Origin of the sequence: Candidatus Hydrogenedens sp. (genome assembly GCA_035361075.1) — a bacterium.
GTDB lineage: Bacteria > Hydrogenedentota > Hydrogenedentia > Hydrogenedentales > Hydrogenedentaceae > Hydrogenedens.
In genome coordinates, this window is the sequence record DAOSBX010000017.1 from 1 (window position 1) to 16,897 (window position 16,897).

The following is a 16,897-nucleotide window of genomic DNA, read 5'->3' on the forward strand; positions in this document are numbered from 1 at the left end:
GGTTGTTTTGTTGGGTAGTGGATAAATTCAACATGTCCGTCAAGATATAGGACGTTACAACCGCCGGGAATATGGTTAAACAGATTAATAGTTCCACCTGCACCTAATTGGTCTAACATAATGAAGATAGTGCTTTGTGCCTGAGTGGTGGCTGATGGATTGTTGATGTCAGTTATCAAAAATCGTTCGATACCTTCGCGAAGACGATATACAGTATTTGAGCCTCCGTTTCCGAAGCCAGTAAGGCGGTCACCTGTAATATCGCCATCCGCAGCCATGTTTAAGTCTTTAACCTGTTCAGGAGAGGGTTGACCATTTCCTTCTGCTATTTGCATGCCAACAATTCCTTGAGGATGGTTTAGAGCCATTTGTAGCAGGGCTAATGGTAGTTGAGCAGGCACTGTTTTTTCACCGGGGAGGTTGACTTGACTTATAATTTGTATAAATATATTTACTTCTGGTGGTAGTTGATTAATTTGTAGTAAATCATTAGGATTATCTCCCATTTTATCAAAGACCCAACCGAAATAGATATAGCTTGCGTCGATGACTGCGACGCCCTGGTAGTAACCGAGGTAATAACAGAAATGGTAATCGTCAGGTGTGAGATTTAATGGCACAGAAGTATAACCTTTAAGAGTTTTTTCGACTGTATCGTTTGCATCTGAGGGACAAATAATAATTGAAGGGTCGGTCAGATATTCGGGATAGATAGATTTCACTTTGGGACCTACTGCCATGTATAGTTCCCATACTCCTATATCTTCTTTTTGAGCGATTTCTAATTCAATAGGTGGAAATTTTTCACCTTTCGATTCGTTAGCGTACATTTTGAAGATTAATCCCCATTGTTTCAGGTTGTTTTGGCAACTGGAACGACGCGCCGCCTCGCGTGCTCGTGCTAATGCAGGTAGTAATATTGAGGAGAGGATGCCAATGATGGCAATGACGACTAATAATTCAATAAGTGTAAAACCGTTTCTTTTCATTTATCACACTCTCTTTTGTATTAATCTATGCTGAGAACAATGACATAATATTTGCTATTGGTTGGTTAACAGGTTGTTTTGTTGGGTATTGAATGAATTCTACATGTCCATCTAAATACAGAACATTACACCCGCCAGGCAAATGATTAAACAATGTAATTGTTCCGCGGGCACCTATCTGGTCGAACATTACGAAGATAGTACTTTGTGCCTGAGCGGAGGCAGAAGGATTATTAATATCTGTTATTAGAAATCGTTCAATTCCCTCACGAAGACGATACACAGTATTTGAACCTCCGTTGCCGAATCCTTCAAGTAATTCGCCTGATATATCACTGTCAATGGTCTGATATAGTTTTGTAAGTTGTGCTGGTGTGGGTTCTCCGTGATTGCGAGCGGTATACATGGCTGTTACCGCTTCGGGACTATTTAATATCATCTGTGTAAAAGCGTAAGGGAACTGAGCAGGCACTAATAGATCCTCTGAAAGTGAACCCTGTTCAATAAATTGAATAAGCAAATTTACTTCTTGACGCAGTTCACTGACCTTTAGCAAATCTGATGGATTGTCTCCCGATTTGTCAAATACCCATCCTAAATAGGCATAACTTGCATCAATCATGTTAACTCCCCATTCTCCGTGAAGGTGAAAACTGATATGAAAATCCTCAGGTGCTAATCCTAAGGCTTCGGCTATTTGTGGTTCTAAACTCACGGCTTTTAAGGATTGAATAGTTTCTTTAGAATCGGATGGACAGATAATTATTGATAGGTCTGTTAAGTATTCAGGATAGACAGCATTTACTTTTGGTCCCACATTGAAATAATTGGAATATATACCGTAATAGTCATTTCGTTCCGCTTCTACATCCATGGGAGGAAATTTTTCACCTTTTGATTCGTTGGCATACATTTTAAAAATCAATCCCCATTGTTTCAGGTTGTTTTGACAACTGGAACGACGCGCTGCCTCGCGTGCTCGTGCTAATGCAGGTAGTAATATTGATGCAAGGATGCCGATGATGGCAATGACAACCAGTAGTTCAATCAAAGTAAAACCCTGTTTCTTCATCGTTGAAATTCCTTAAAACAATGAAAGATTATTTTTTATCTTCTTTTTATTATATTATCAGAAATAGTTTGTAAGTCAATTAATTTTTATTCGTGCATTTATGGTTTTCTGTTTTTATTTTCAACTACACCCTTTGTTGTGTACTATAAGATTATTTGCAAAAATGTTATTAAAAGTGAATTACCTTGTCGTTTGCAGACAAGGTAATTCATATTAAGAAGGCTGTAAGAAATCAATTATGAGGCTTCAAATAATCCCATGATATTTGCTACACCCTGGTTGATGGGTTGTTTCGTTGGGTAGCGAATAAATTCGACATGACCATCGAGATATAATACATTACAACCACCAGGAATGTGATTGAAAAGTAGAGTTGTTCCACCTGTGCCTAATTGGTCAATCATAATAAAGATACTACTTTGTGCTTGTGCTGTAGCGGCAGGGTTATTAATATCTGTAATCATAAATCGTTCAATACCTTCACGAAGACGGTAGACTGTATTTGAGCCACCATTACCGTAGCCTACGAGCAAACTGCCAGAAACATCACCATCCACACCATTATTTAAATCTGTAATTTGAGCTGGGCTTGGGGCAGAATGTGAATCGGCTGCTTGTATTGCTGCTACACCTTGTGGATGGTTAAGAGCCAATTGAGCGATGGCAAGTGGAAGTTGAGCAGGAACGAGCTGGTCTCCTGTTAAACTCACACTTCCGATTAGATTTACAAACATTTGCACTTCAGGTGGAAGTGAATTTATCGGTACTAAATCTCCTGGATTGTCTCCCATACGGTCGAATACCCAGCCGAAGTAAGCGTAACTGGCATCAATTACATTAACACCTGTTCCACCACCGAGATAGAAACCGAAATGGAAGTCATCTGGTGTTATTCCTAATGTGGGGAAACTATCACCTTTTAATGTGTCATTGACAGTGTCTTGAGAATCGGATGGACAAATAACAATGGATGGGTCAGTTAGATATTCAGGATAAATAGCCTTTACTTTAGGTCCTGCGGCAAAAAATAAATCCCATTGTCCGTTATCATCGCGTTGTGCTGCTTCTAATTCTAACGGTGGAAAACGTTCTCCTTTGGATTCATTCGAATACATCTTAAACACTAATCCCCATTGTTTGAGGTTGTTCTGGCAACTGGAGCGACGGGCCGCTTCACGGGCACGTGCTAATGCAGGCAGTAATATCGCTGCAAGAATACCTATGATTGCTATAACGACAAGCAATTCAATTAATGTGAAGCCATGTTTCCTCATTGTTTGTTCTCCTTACTCTAAAAAATGAATTATTATATTAATTAAAATAATAAATCGATTTTTTATCCTTCTCACCTCCTTTCTTACTGAGTTAAAGAAATAAATACAATTATATAATATGAATCTAATTCTATTATAATATAAAATTATATGAATGTCAATAAAAATTAAAAGGGAGAACAAATAAATTTTAAGGGAATAAAATAGGTATTTATAGACTTTGATAAAATTAAAGAACACATTTTGGGTTATTCATAGTTATAAAATTTTTAAAAGGAGCCTTTATAGATTAAAGTTTTTTGTATAACTTTGATAGTTATTTTTTGAATTTTATTTTTACTATGTTTGGTGAAATTCTTTATTTGAAAAGAAAGATATATTATACGTATAATTATGCATTCTTATTAAGAATATTTTATATTAAAGGAGACAAATATGTCATTGAGATTTACGAAAGATAATTTTGCATCTGAAACATCTACAGGAGTTAGTTTAGTTGATTTTTGGGCAGAGTGGTGCGGTCCGTGTCGAATGATAAGTCCAATTATTGATGAGTTGGCTAAGGAATATGAAGGTAGAGTTAAGATAGGAAAAGTGAATGTAGATGAGGAGATGGAGTTGGCGGAACAATTTGGTGTTTCGAGTATTCCGACACTGGTAATATTGAAAGATGGAAATGAAGTAAAACGGTTTATAGGTTTAACTCAAAAAGCAGTTATTTCTTCAGCACTTGAGTCATTTTTAGGTTAGTATTTTCAGGACATAATTTTAAATAATACAAACTAATAACACTTCCCTGATAATTAGTTTATTAATAGGTAGAGTATAAAAACAAAAAAATTAATATTAGGAGAGTTCTATATGAATCTGAGGTCTGTTGCTGTTGTAGGTGCTACAGGTTTAGTCGGTAGAAAAATGATAGAGACATTAGAGCAAAGGAATTTTCCGATAAAATCGATTAAATTTCTTGCATCGGAACGTTCACGTGGAAGGAAATTGCCTTTTAAGGGTGAAGAAATAGATGTTGAGGTTCTGGATGAGAATTCATTTAAAGGGGTTGAGATTGCCCTGTTTAGTGCGGGTGGAGGCACGAGTAAAAAATTTGCACCGATTGCAGTAAAAGATGGATGTGTTGTTGTTGATAATTCAAGTGCATGGCGGATGGATCCGGAGGTTCCGTTAGTAGTGCCTGAAGTTAATGCCCATGAGATAAAGAATCATAAGGGAATTATTGCGAATCCGAATTGTTCCACGATACAGATGGTTGTCGTTTTGAAGCCGATACATGATTATGCGAAGATAAAACGAGTTGTTGTTTCTACCTATCAGGCAGTCTCTGGTGCAGGACAAAAAGCAGTGCAGGAATTATTGGACCAGATGCGTGCGTATATAGAAGGGAAACCGATTGGAGTTAACGTTTTTCCGCACCAGATTTTGTTTAACTGCATTCCTCAGATACCTCAGAAGGATGCGTTTGAGGCGAATGGCTATACAAATGAAGAGATGAAAATGGTCAATGAAACGAAGAAGATTATGGGCGACCCAAGTATCCAAGTCACAGCGACAACCGTTCGTGTTCCTGTGATTAATAGCCATAGTGAATCAGTTAATATACAAACAGAGCGGAAGATAACCGCAGATGAAGCCCGTAAACTTCTATCAAACGCTCCAGGAGTTATTTTGATGGATGACCCTGCAAAACAATTATATCCACTTGCTACCATTGCAGTGGGGCGTTGGGAAACTTTTGTCGGTAGGATTCGTGAGGATATATCTCATCCTTCCGCACTTGATTTATGGATTGTTGCGGATAATTTACTAAAGGGTGCTGCATATAATGCAGTTCAAATCGCGGAGTATTTGTGATTTGTCTGCGTTAAGAAGTGAGATTTATTTCTGAGTTGTTTTATTCAATGTAGGTAATTTCGAGTTGGATTTGATTCATATATGATGAGAGGTGCGTCCATTGTTCGATGTTACCATGGAGCAATTTAATGTGGGTAGCATCTGCTATTAGCTGATTTAGTGTGGGGTCAATAGGAATCCAATCGCCAACGAAGACTTCTGCCCATGCATGATAACCGAAAGCTTGCAGTTCATCGCTCCATACCAGCCCTAAACAGACGCGTGTGGGTATTCCTACTGCACGAGCGAGGGCAGTAAAGAGAACGGTATGTTCATTACAATCACCTTGTTTTGATTCAAGCACACTAAGGGCAGAAGGAATGTTTATTGTGATTTTTTTCTCGATGTTGTTGTATACCCAATCGAAGATTTTTTTGCTTTTTATCCATAAGTCTTGTTCATTTCCAACAATTTCTTGTGCGAGTTGTTTAATTTTTGGATGTTCAACCTGCACAAATGCATCACCAGATAAAGTGTTTGGTGGGATATCCCTAATCAATTTTTCTGTTAACGGAACAGATTTTACTTCAACGGGTGGGCTAATAAAATATCCTTGGGGTGTGTGTACCTGATATGGGCTTGTTGGGAGTGGATTTGTTTCACTAATACCATCAATCTTTACCCACATTTGTTTGGCACCTCTAAAAGGTTTTACCCCTTTAGGTTTTATGGCTGTGCTTACGATTAAATTTCCTGTATCTTCAGGGCGTGTATTGAGAGCTTCGGTTGTGCTAATTTTTTTTAACTTTAATCCGAACGGTGTATGTGCCTGAATGAGGTCCTGGTCAGGTGTAACCCATATAGTTGAAGTTAATCCACCAAGGGTAACAGTCATGCGATACGTCTCAACTTCCTCTCCTATTACGTGTAATAATTCTTTACCTTGGGAGGTGATGATAGCCTTTTGAGTAGACATTGACAAGGGGTCAAAAACGTCAACGGAGATACTTTGTCCTGGTTCTAATACTGGGGTATCCATGAGTGGTAATGCTGGTCCACCTGCCAATAAGACATTTTTACCTACGGGTATTGAGTAAGGAATTTCTTCCTTTCCTGTGATGATTTTACCTTTCAATTGTTGGTCATTGTATTCTCCATAAATCATAATTCGTATATCTTCAGAACGAAAAGTCAACTGAAAATTTTCTAACCCTTTCTTTTCACTGAACCATGCGAAACCATCAATAGATAATTTTACTGGTGTTGAGAAGATAACTGTTTCCAAACGGGAAAGGAGATTTAATTTGAAGGCGGGTCCGTATGGACTCAGCTGGTCAGGTTGTGTCCAAGTTTGGATAAATCCGATTCTTTTATCATCATTTGTATATAAACCGACAACCCATTCTTTAGGTTCTTCCCAACGTTTTTGGGGGAATGACCATGAGGATTTTGAAAAGTATCCTTCGCGAATAAAAAGCAGGGTCATCATGCCTGCCCAGAACAGGATGATAGCGATATAGACTATTAGACGAGTTGTTTTCCACAGCATTTTTTATACTTCTTTCCACTGCCACAGGGGCAAGGGTCATTAGGTCCTACTTTGGGTCCTACGCGAACAGGGACACGTTTCGGTTTTTCTTCTTCACTTTCTTCCTTTGATGAACCATCTGGCACAGATTGTCCACCTAATGCGAATTTTCGGGTATCGAAAGCAGAAAAACTACGGTCAGCTTCTTTGTCCGCTGCGATGTAACTATATCGTTGCAAATGTGCGAAGGGGTCATCCTCCGCAGTTCCAGCGGAGGTGCGTATTGGTATTTGGCGTTTTTTGCGATATTCAGGGTCGGTGATTCGGAACAGGGATTGGACAACATTCATCTCGATGGACTGTATCAGATTTTGGAATAGTTCGAAAGCCTCTTGTTTATATTCGAGTAAGGGGTCCCGTTGTCCATAAGCACGCAATCGCACCGATTCGCGTAAATAATCCATTTCGTAAAGATGGTCAATCCATTTTTCATCTACTGCTCGTAAAAGAACCATTAATTCCAATTCGTGAATGCGTTTTCGTGCTAACTTTTTAAAGTTTACTGGTGGTAAGGACATGCCTTCTTTTATTTGATTCTCATACTGTTTTTGTAATTCTTTTTCAAGAAGTTCATGTCGATGTTCGTATTCTTTCAAAACTTGTTTTAATATACTTTCTTGCAAAGATAAAGGTTCGTCATCGGATTCACCACTTAAGTCGAAATCAATACCGAAAATTTTCTTTAATTGTTTTTGAAGTCCTTCTATGTCCCATTGTTCTGGTAATTGGTCTTCTGGGGCAAATTGGTCAAGGGTGTCGGCAATAATATTAGAGAACATTTCCTTTAATCGTTCAGTTACATCTTTATCTTCAAGCACATCCTGACGCATTGCGTAGATATATTTTCTTTGTTTATCCATGACTTCATCATATTCAAGGAGGTGTTTTCGAATTTCGTAGTTGTACTCTTCAACTTGTCTTTGGGCTCGTTCAATTGACCTCGAAACCATTCTTTGACTTAATGGTTGTGCATCCATTTCGCTATTACTACCGAACATATCCAGTAGACGTTTAACGCGGTCGCCACCGAACAGACGGGCTACTTCATCCTCAAGACTTACGTAGAAACGTGTGGTGCCAGGGTCACCTTGTCTGCCAGCACGGCCTCGTAATTGATTGTCAATACGACGTGCTTCGTGTCGTTCTGTGCCAATGATATATAATCCACCTAATTCACGGACACCTTCAGCCAATTTGATGTCTGTACCACGTCCTGCCATGTTGGTGGCGATTGTAATTGCGGATTTTTTTCCAGCGTTAGCGATAATCACGGCTTCGCGTTCGTGATGTTTTGCATTTAAAACCTGGAAATCGTCAATTCCTACTTCCTGGAGCATTGCTGATAATTTTTCCGATTTTTCTATGCTTACAGTTCCGACGAGGATAGGTCGGTCTGTTGCATGAATTCGTTGAATTTCTTTTACGACATAATGGAATTTACCGTTTTCTGTTGCAAAGACGAGGTCATTCAAGTCTTCACGGATTAAGGGTAAATTTGTTGGTATTTGTGTTACTTCCAATCCGTAGATTTTACTGAATTCTAAAGCTTCAGTGATAGCGGTTCCTGTCATACCTGCTAATTTTTTATACATTCGGAAGTAATTCTGATAAGTAATAGTGGCTATTGTCTGTGATTCGAAACGGATAGGCACACGTTCTTTTGCTTCAATCGCCTGATGTAATCCGTCAGAGTAACGCCGTCCTTCAAGGGCTCTACCTGTAAATTCGTCAACAATAAGTACTTCGCCATTGCGGACAATATAGTCTTTGTCTCGATGATATAAATTATGGGCACGAATGGATTGTTCCAAGATATGGACAATGCCGATATTGGTATCTGTGAAAAGGTCATCAACTCCTAATAATCGTTCTGCCTGTTCCATGCCTTCGTCGGTTATCAATACATATCGCTGTTTCTCATCTACTTCGTAATGTTCGCCACGACGTAACCTGCGAACGACCTCGTCTACCTTTACGTAAATATCTGAGCTACGTTCAGGACGACCTGAAATAATAAGGGGTGTTCTTGCTTCATCAATGAGTATGGAGTCGACCTCGTCGACAATAGCATAATTTAATCCGCGTTGAACTTGGAAATCTTTTCTTACAGCCATGTTGTCGCGTAGGTAATCAAAACCGAATTCGTTGTTGGTACCGTAGGTAATGTCTGCGCGGTATCCTACCTGTCGTTCATAGAGTCCCATGTCATGTTGGATGAGTCCAACGGTTAGACCTAAGAACTGGTAGATAGGTCCCATCCATTCCGCGTCACGGCGTGCTAAATAGTCATTTACGGTAACTACATGTACGCCTTCTCCAGTTAAGGCATTTAAGTATACAGGCATTGTAGCAACTAATGTCTTTCCTTCGCCTGTAACCATTTCTGCAATGCCACCTTGATGGAGAACAATGCCACCAATAATCTGCACGTCAAAAGGTCTTAACCCAACAACTCGTTTGGCTGTTTCACGAACTACCGCAAAAGCATGGGGAAGTAAATCATCCAAACTTGCACCTTGCGAGAGTTTTTCTTTTAATATTGCTGTTTGGTTTCGCAACTCTGCATTTGTCATTTTGACGATACGAGGTTCTTCTTCACGGACTGCATCTAACAACGGTAGAAGTTTCCGCACCGCTCGTTCTTTACTTGAACCGAATATCCATTCAATAACTTTGAATATCACTGTTTTGAGTCCCTTTTATTTGAAGATAGCATTTCGTTTTCACTTGTGATTATTCGATTATTAATAAACGTTGTAAACTATAAAATTTGTAACTAATTATATGTTTATCTTCGTTCAGAGTTAATTATATTATATGTTATCTTTAACTAAATATTATTTTTTGTTGTTTTTATTCACGAATGTTTTTTATTCTCTCAAACGATTGTAGGCTATCCGATTTCAGTTTCTATTTAAAAAATTTAATTCTCTCTCCTTTGAATATATTTAAATTCGTATTGGGTGTATTATTATACACGAATTTAATTATTGCTTATATAGCAAATAGATTTTTACGGAGTATCATTTTTTATTTTATGTCAAGTATAATTATTCTTTTATAGAGACCCAGTGTTAGGTTATAATTCTCATATAAGTAAATATTTAATTTATTTTATAAATTGTTGTGATAAAAATCTTGACGGTAAAGATAAAATTGTGTTAATTTTGCAAAAAAAGTAGTATAATGTTTTATTATTTATAGGTATAAAGTTATTGATGTTAAAAATGTAATATGGAGTTTTAACGATGGAAAGATTTATGAGGATGAAATTAATTTTAATTGGTATTTTATTTTTTCAAATAATGGGTATGTTTTCATCGGCTTATGCATGGGGTCCCCGTGCGAAGCAGGCAATAACGGCAATGGCTATTCAGATGATACAGTCTGAATTCCCATATACATTTCGACCGTCGGGCTCTGCTGGTGTTGGTTATGAGAAGGAGGCGATACAGGGTTCGGCGGATGGATGGCAGACCATAGCGGAATTTTATTCATTTGAAAATGAAGAGGCTATATTTTCGGCAATAACGTCAGAAATTCAATTGCTACGGGATATTCGGAGATTTGGACCATCTTCTTATTATGCGTATCGTTTAGGTGTTCTCTCCGCATTAGTAGCGGATTTGATGATTCCTTATGGGTTTGCGTGGACAGATGAAGAACGACAACTTCAAAAGGTAGTAAATGAAGATATAGATAAACAGTTGGACTCTTATGCATATCAAGCACAGCAAACGCAGAGAAATTTTATTATTGATGTAAAAAAATATTTTTCAGAACGGCGTCCATACTTTGTGGAGAACAAACGACTTATCGCAAATGATTATCGTCTTGGTAAAGGATATAATGGATTACTTGCAAAAGCAGGACTGGATTATTTTGTGCGGACTGTTAGAGCAGTCTCTGATGTCTGGTACACCGTGTTACGACCTGAGGATGAGGGGGTTTGGGTAAGTCCCCCATCTGACCGTACTCGGGCATGGTATTTTGTGAAAGAAATTGAATTTCTGCTTGATGTAAAGAAGAATATGTTTCAGGCAGATAAAGTATATGAAAACTTTACAAAACTGAGCCTAACTCCCCCTGAGGCGGTGAACCGTATTGGCGACGCGTTTTATCGTATGAATTCTTCGGAGGCGAAAAATCGGGCTGTCCAGTTATGGCGAAGTGCATATACTGTGTCAGCGGGAGAACTTCGGAATACTATAGCGAAAAAGTTAAGTAAATATTATTATGATCAAGGGCAAACCAGTCTTGCTCGTGCTAATCAACCGGGAGGTAAAGAAGAAGATCTGAACAATGCTTTATATAGTTTTCAGCAAGCAATTGAATTTGATAGAGAAAATCAAGAGATTGTTAATATGATACAGCAAACGTATCAGGAAATAAAGGAACGAACAGAATATCGAAATATGTTAGTGACTATTATCTCTCAAGCGGAGAAGACCCAAGAAGAAGCGGAAAAATATCGGTTGTCGGGTGACTATGGAAATGCAATATTGACCTATCGTATTGCAGTGAGTTTGTATAATTCTGTGGATGATCGCTTCAAAGATTTGGAAAGCAATGCCAAGGGCGGATTGCGAAGAGTTAAGAAAAGTATTTCTGATGTTATAAATGAAGTGTTAGACCGTGCGAGCGATGCGATTGACCAAGGGGACCAGCATAAGGAAAGTAACAGGTTCGAAGAAGCCATATCTGCTTATTCGAAAGTGGAAAGTATTGTTAGCGTGATTCCAGATGATGAGAATCCGACATTAACACAACAAAAACAAAATGTAATTGAACTTTCCAAAAAGCGTATTGAAGAAGCAAAGATTGCGAAAGTTCGTTATGAGCAAGCGATGCAAGAAGCACAACAGCGTGCTGCACAGCAAGGTGGTGGTGGCGGTGGTGGTGCACCACGCCTTGTTCCACCTCCAGCAGCACCACCGGGAGGAATTCGTCCTGTAGCACCACCTGCTCAACAGTAGTATGGTTTTCTCAGTAGTGAGAAGTGATGCAATATTAAGAATTATAACGTGTTGGTGAAAATAAAATGGTTTTGTGGATGAAACACGATAAAATAATTTTCTTGTTGCTATTTGTTTTCTTTGTGGTGAGTATTATTTCATGTTTTGCACAACAACAGGAAACAGGAGATAAAGGATGTGGTCCATATCATTCTCGATTTGCAATACAGCCACCTGCAAAGCAGATTAGTAAACCACCTTCTCGTGTTCCACTGGAAAATGAACCTGCACAACCAATAAAAGCACCTCAAGCAAAAAAGTCGTTAACGGCACCACCAGCAGAACCCAAAGAGTCACCTCCACCTAAAAAGTCGTTGAACAATCCGCCAGCTACGGCGATTTCTACTCCACCAAAGAAAAATCCTCTCAATAATCCACCAGCACAGCCCATAAAAGCACCGCAGGTGAAGAAGGCATTAACTGCCCCGCCAGCAGAACCGAAATTAGCCCCTCCCCCTAAAAAGGCGTTGAGTAATCCGCCAGCCCAGGCTATTCGTCAACCGCAGGCGAAGAAAGCACTGACTGCCCCGCCAGCAGAACCGAAATCAGCACCTCCTCCTAAAAAACCATTAAGTAGTCCTCCACAACAAGCAATAAAACAACCTCCAGCAAAACAACCATTGAATAGTCCTCCTGCTGTCCAAAAATCAGCGCCGCCACCTAAACAGCCTTTGGGGAAAGAAGGTATTTCACGGGTTGCTCCATATTGTATTGGGGTACGGGAACCAGGTTCTGAGGACACAGTTCGGTTTTTGCATTAATTTGCGGGTTTCTTTTTAAGGGGAATAATCATAGGTTCTGAGTAATTCGTTTGTTTATTTAGGAACTCATAGGTAAGCCAAAGCATTAGTAATGTGGTGTGGACATTAATCCCGTCGTTGGGATTTTTAGTGCCTGAAAAGGCACCGTCATCCCTCTGGTAGGTTAATAATTGGATAAAATTGTTTGCGTCGACATTATTTTTTTCTCCGAGATAACAAATAAATGCCAATGCCTCTGTTTTTAAATCTGTTGGGTATGTGATTGTTTGTGATATGTTTAATAGTTGGTGGGTAATTTCTTGTTTGAACTGGATTACCTCTGGGTCTGTTTCAGATAAGCAACCTTGTTCTATAAACCAACCTAATGCTAATGCTGTATGTGTCGTAGAATAACCACCTTCATAAAGTTGTTTTTTTAATATTGATAATATTTTTTGTTTTGATGGACAACCATCTTGTTTTTCTATGAATAGTGCCTGTATTTCCATCCAAATAAATGGTTCTGCTTTTATTGGTTTTTTCCATGGAATAGATGTGTAGTTTACTAACCTTCCATAAACTTCTAATGATTGTATATCTTGTCGGCTTGGGATACGAGTGAAAGAATGTTTAAACGAAAATTCATGATCAAGGTTGAATCGACGGTAGAGATAATCTAACAAGACAAGGTCTTCGACCCGAAATTGAGATTTATGGATGTGAACATAATTTAATATCTTTTGCTGTGCCTGTTTTAACATGTCTGTTTGTTGTTGTGAAGGCTGTGCGGAGCTATTAATAATAGCAAGGCATAGAGCAATAAGCGGAGAAAGGTACAACGGAGGAATAATCATTTCGGTTGTTGCTCTTTTAGTTTTCCTTGGATTTTATCAATAAGAACTGCTGTTAATATGACGAGTCCCAATGTTACTTGCTGTCCAAAGGTTTCGATTCCAATCCAATTAAGTCCACTATTTAATGTGAATACGACGCACAATCCTAATAGTGTTCCCCAAAGGGAACCTTTTCCTCCGCTCAAACTTGTGCCACCGATTACAACACTTGCGATAACCGCAAGTTCATCGCCGATACCTACCTTTGGACTACCAGAACCCATTCGTGAGGCTAAAATAACGCCTGCTAACGCAGAGAGGGCACTGCATAATATATATATAGAAAGTTTTACTTTTTGTATAGGAACCCCACTAAGGCGAGCCGATTCTTCGTTTCCACCAATGGCGAGGGTATGTCTGCCTAAAGAGGTGTAATGAAGGATAATTAATCCCAAAAAAAATATCAGTCCGAAAATAACGACACTGATGGGTATAATTTGAAGACACATACCCCGACCTAACATTAAGAAATTATCTGGAACAGGACTGATAGGTTTCCCATTGGTTATGATATTTGCTAACCCACGGAGCAAACTCATAAAGGCAAGTGTGACGATGAAAGGCTGGATATTCAAGAAGGTAATTATGCTCCCCATAATAATTCCAACGAATATGCCTAAAGTGGGACCTAATAAGAATGCTATTGGCACGAAATGTAAAGATATAGATGATATATAAACCGCTACTAAGGCAGAGATGACACCGGACATGGCTCCTAATGAGCCAATGGATAGGTCGATACCTCCCGCCATGATTACGAATGTCATGCCGATTGCCATAATCCCGAAGATGGATAATTGATTTAGGATTAGTATGACTGTGGGAAAGGAAGCGAACCCAGGTTGTGCTTTTTGTCTGCCAATAAATTCGAAGATAATAAATTCGAGAACAAGTGTAATTGTTAACGGAACCCAAGAGCGGAAAAAGAAGGTTTTTATTCCTTTATTAAGCCACATTTTGCTTTTTATATCCTGTGGCAAACTGCATGATTTTTTCCTGTGTCGCTTCATCTCGTGAAAGTTCACCGACTAAGGTTCCTTCGTGCATAACAAGGATTCGGTCACACATGCCTAAAACTTCAGGGAGTTCGCTGGAAATCATAAGAATAGCCACTCCTTGTTCTAAGAGTCTATTCATAAGTCGGAAAATTTCCGCTTTGGCGCCGACATCAATTCCGCGGGTAGGTTCGTCGAAGATAAGGATGCGTGAATTAGTGAATAGCCATTTGGCAAGAACTACTTTTTGCTGGTTTCCACCACTTAAATTTTGGGCGATTTGTTCTATGGAAGGGGTACGTATCTGAATATCGTGCACATATTTTTCTGTAATTTCTCTTTCTTTGGGGAGATTTAAGAAAATGCCTTTTGTGATGGCTTTTAGGTTTGCTAAGGTTGTATTTTCACGAATAGTCATGCCGAGAACAAGTCCCTGATTTTTACGGTCTTCCGTTAATAGACCGATACCATGTTTAATTGCTTCCTGAGGGGAACGAATTTTTACTTCTTCGCCGTCGATATAGATTTTTCCGTCATCTATCGGGTCTGCACCGAAAATAGCACGAGCCACTTCTGTCCGACCTGCACCGACTAAACCTGTTAATCCTACTATTTCACCAGAATATACTGAAAAACTTATATTTTTAAATGCACCACGTCGTGTTAAATTCTCTACGCGTAAACGTTCTTTGCCACGGGGTAAAAAGATTTTTGGATATTCCTCGGTAAGTTCGCGGCCTACCATCATCCGTATTAAGTCTTCGCGGGTAACATCACATACTTCGTGAGTGCCAACATATTGCCCATCACGCATTACGGTGACCCGATTGCCAATCTCATATAATTCTTCCAATCGATGTGAGATATAGATAATTCCTAAATTCTGCCTCCGTAGTGATTTAATCAGTTCAAATAATGTTTTTAGTTCATGGTCGGTGAGTGTTGCGGAGGGTTCATCCATAACAATAATTTTTGATTTAATACTTAGTGCTTTAGCGATTTCAACCATTTGTTGTTGTGCGATACTTAACTCTGCAACTGGTAGACGGACATCAAGTTTTAAGCCAACCTGTTCCAGCACTTTGGTTGCTTCGTCGTACATTTTTTTCCAGTTAATTAGCGGTGTTTTGGGAATGCGAGGTTCACGACCAAGAAAAATATTTTCCGCTACGCTGAGGTAGGGGATAAGGTTGAATTCCTGATATATCATACTGATGCCCAATTGTTGAGCATGATATGGAGATATAATATGAATGGGTTGTCCTTCTAAAAAGATTTCTCCGGAATCCATGGGGACTGCACCGGATAGTATCTTCATTAATGTAGATTTACCGGCTCCATTTTCGCCGACCAGACAGTGCACTTCACCATAACGCACTTCCAATTTTACTTTATCCAGTGCCAGGACACCAGGAAATCGTTTTGTAATATCACGCATTTCAAGTAGTAGGGTTTCGCTCATAGATTTGACCCTTCTGAAAGTAGAGTTTCACGAGTTATTAATTTTACAGGTACATATTTTACACGAGGGGGCTGTGCTCCCTTAAAGTATTCGTCAATTGTTTCCATTGCTACTTTGCCAATTTCCTTTGGAAATTGGGCAATATCGGCAATAAGTGCTTTTCCGTCGCGAATCGCCTGGCAGGCTTCTGGTGTTGCATCAAAACCTACGATTTTGATTTTATCTTGTAATCCTGCGGATTCTATTGCTGCTAATGCTCCCAGGGCTGAGTCATCGTTAATCCCAAATATTGCACTGAGGTCAGAACGAGAAGCAATCAGGTCCTGAGCGGAACGCATGGCTTTATCACGTTGTCCTTCCCCAGGAATTTTCTGGACAATGGCTATGTCTGGATATTTCGCTAACGCATCTTCAAAACCTTTAACCCGTTCCTGAACCGAGGTTACTGTCGGGTGGTCAATAATAGCGACTTTACCTTGCCCGTTTAGTTGCTTCGCTAAAAACTCACCTAACAACACACCACCTTGATAATTGTCAGAGGCAATATGACAAATAACATCCGTATCTTTTACGGCAATGTCTACGGTGAACACGGGTATTTTTTTATCCATCGCTTGCTTTATCAGGGGAGCCATCCCACTGGAATCTGTAGGTGCAACGACTAAAGCACGAACCCCTTGTAGAATGAACATCTCAATCTGGTCATTTTGTTTGCGAGGGTCAAATTCCGCATACTGAATTCGCAAATTAATATTCCGCTGATTTGCTGTTTCTTTCATAGCCCCAGCCAGATCTTGGTAGAAAACGTGAGTTTGTGTTAGTAACGAAGCTCCAACCGCTCCACTATTAGAATTATTTTGGGCTGGCTCTTTACTGCCAATAGGAGCTGAACAACTAAAAAATGTAATAGATAAAAAAACAGAAAAATATAGTAGTTTCTTTCCTATTTTCATAAGCAGATTACTCTTTTTGTAAATGATTTTATATTTCAATAAAATCATTTTAATATATAGAATATGTGTTT

Annotated in this window: 13 protein-coding genes; 4 read left to right on the forward strand and 9 right to left on the reverse strand. The window is 39.1% G+C overall.

Going from position 1 to position 16,897, the window contains the following annotated elements; all coding sequences use genetic code 11:
• The 3 genes from PLJ10_06855 to PLJ10_06865 all read right to left on the reverse strand — a co-directional run.
• The coding region (locus PLJ10_06855; GenBank protein HOK09365.1) for a prepilin-type N-terminal cleavage/methylation domain-containing protein at positions 1-989 on the reverse strand (989 nt) is incomplete at its 3' end.
• Between the two features lie 25 nt (positions 990-1,014).
• A complete protein-coding gene (locus PLJ10_06860; protein ID HOK09366.1) occupies positions 1,015-2,061 on the reverse strand; it encodes a prepilin-type N-terminal cleavage/methylation domain-containing protein in 1,047 nt (348 codons plus the stop codon).
• A gap of 236 nt (positions 2,062-2,297) precedes the next feature.
• Positions 2,298-3,335, reverse strand: coding sequence for a DUF1559 domain-containing protein (locus tag PLJ10_06865; GenBank protein ID HOK09367.1), 1,038 nt, complete (start codon positions 3,333-3,335; stop codon positions 2,298-2,300).
• A 435-nt stretch (positions 3,336-3,770) separates the two neighbouring features.
• Here PLJ10_06865 and trxA point away from each other — a divergent pair, with 435 nt between their 5' ends.
• Together trxA and PLJ10_06875 are read left to right on the forward strand one after the other, a co-directional pair.
• On the forward strand, positions 3,771-4,085 hold the full coding sequence (gene trxA, locus PLJ10_06870; GenBank protein ID HOK09368.1) for a thioredoxin: 315 nt from the start codon (positions 3,771-3,773) through the stop codon (positions 4,083-4,085).
• Positions 4,086-4,196: 111 nt separating this feature from the next.
• Positions 4,197-5,201: an aspartate-semialdehyde dehydrogenase gene (locus PLJ10_06875; GenBank protein ID HOK09369.1), complete on the forward strand. Its 1,005-nt coding sequence runs from the start codon at positions 4,197-4,199 to the stop codon at positions 5,199-5,201.
• Positions 5,202-5,241: 40 nt separating this feature from the next.
• Here PLJ10_06875 and PLJ10_06880 read toward each other — a convergent pair whose 3' ends face one another.
• Both PLJ10_06880 and secA read right to left on the reverse strand, forming a co-directional pair.
• The gene (locus PLJ10_06880) at positions 5,242-6,729 is read right to left on the reverse strand and encodes a transglutaminase-like domain-containing protein (GenBank protein ID HOK09370.1); all 1,488 of its coding nucleotides are present in this window, start codon (positions 6,727-6,729) and stop codon (positions 5,242-5,244) included.
• Positions 6,705-9,452, reverse strand: a complete 2,748-nt coding sequence (gene secA, locus PLJ10_06885; protein HOK09371.1) for a preprotein translocase subunit SecA — start codon at positions 9,450-9,452, stop codon at positions 6,705-6,707. The genes PLJ10_06880 and secA overlap by 25 nt, the downstream gene beginning before the upstream one ends.
• Positions 9,453-10,016: 564 nt before the next feature.
• Between secA and PLJ10_06890 the strand changes: the two genes are divergently transcribed.
• On the forward strand, positions 10,017-11,744 hold the full coding sequence (locus PLJ10_06890) for a hypothetical protein (GenBank protein ID HOK09372.1): 1,728 nt from the start codon (positions 10,017-10,019) through the stop codon (positions 11,742-11,744).
• 77 nt (positions 11,745-11,821) lie between these two features.
• On the forward strand, positions 11,822-12,544 hold the full coding sequence (locus tag PLJ10_06895) for a hypothetical protein (protein ID HOK09373.1): 723 nt from the start codon (positions 11,822-11,824) through the stop codon (positions 12,542-12,544).
• Here the strand turns inward: PLJ10_06895 and PLJ10_06900 are convergent.
• From PLJ10_06900 to PLJ10_06915, 4 genes are read right to left on the reverse strand one after another with little or no spacing between them, the layout of a single operon-like run.
• On the reverse strand, positions 12,541-13,377 hold the full coding sequence (locus PLJ10_06900) for a hypothetical protein (GenBank protein ID HOK09374.1): 837 nt from the start codon (positions 13,375-13,377) through the stop codon (positions 12,541-12,543). The two genes, PLJ10_06895 and PLJ10_06900, sit on opposite strands and share 4 nt — an antisense overlap.
• Entirely contained in the window at positions 13,374-14,372 is a 999-nt protein-coding gene (locus PLJ10_06905) for an ABC transporter permease (protein HOK09375.1), read from the reverse strand. The genes PLJ10_06900 and PLJ10_06905 overlap by 4 nt, the downstream gene beginning before the upstream one ends.
• A complete protein-coding gene (gene gguA, locus PLJ10_06910; protein HOK09376.1) occupies positions 14,362-15,873 on the reverse strand; it encodes a sugar ABC transporter ATP-binding protein in 1,512 nt (503 codons plus the stop codon). The genes PLJ10_06905 and gguA overlap by 11 nt, the downstream gene beginning before the upstream one ends.
• On the reverse strand, positions 15,870-16,826 hold the full coding sequence (locus tag PLJ10_06915) for a substrate-binding domain-containing protein (protein HOK09377.1): 957 nt from the start codon (positions 16,824-16,826) through the stop codon (positions 15,870-15,872). Before PLJ10_06915 ends, gguA begins: the two co-directional genes overlap by 4 nt.
• Positions 16,827-16,897 lie beyond the last annotated feature (71 nt).

What these genes read in the sequence shown, in the direction of transcription:
- PLJ10_06860 (HOK09366.1), bottom strand. Translation starts at nt 2,061, where the DNA reads ATGAAGAAACAGGGTTTTACTTTGATTGAACTACTGGTTGTCATTGCC.
- PLJ10_06865 (HOK09367.1), bottom strand. Translation starts at nt 3,335, where the DNA reads ATGAGGAAACATGGCTTCACATTAATTGAATTGCTTGTCGTTATAGCA.
- trxA (HOK09368.1), top strand. Translation starts at nt 3,771, where the DNA reads ATGTCATTGAGATTTACGAAAGATAATTTTGCATCTGAAACATCTACA.
- PLJ10_06875 (HOK09369.1), top strand. Translation starts at nt 4,197, where the DNA reads ATGAATCTGAGGTCTGTTGCTGTTGTAGGTGCTACAGGTTTAGTCGGT.
- PLJ10_06880 (HOK09370.1), bottom strand. Translation starts at nt 6,729, where the DNA reads ATGCTGTGGAAAACAACTCGTCTAATAGTCTATATCGCTATCATCCTG.
- PLJ10_06890 (HOK09372.1), top strand. Translation starts at nt 10,017, where the DNA reads ATGGAAAGATTTATGAGGATGAAATTAATTTTAATTGGTATTTTATTT.
- PLJ10_06895 (HOK09373.1), top strand. Translation starts at nt 11,822, where the DNA reads ATGAAACACGATAAAATAATTTTCTTGTTGCTATTTGTTTTCTTTGTG.
- PLJ10_06900 (HOK09374.1), bottom strand. Translation starts at nt 13,377, where the DNA reads ATGATTATTCCTCCGTTGTACCTTTCTCCGCTTATTGCTCTATGCCTT.
- PLJ10_06905 (HOK09375.1), bottom strand. Translation starts at nt 14,372, where the DNA reads ATGTGGCTTAATAAAGGAATAAAAACCTTCTTTTTCCGCTCTTGGGTT.
- gguA (HOK09376.1), bottom strand. Translation starts at nt 15,873, where the DNA reads ATGAGCGAAACCCTACTACTTGAAATGCGTGATATTACAAAACGATTT.
- PLJ10_06915 (HOK09377.1), bottom strand. Translation starts at nt 16,826, where the DNA reads ATGAAAATAGGAAAGAAACTACTATATTTTTCTGTTTTTTTATCTATT.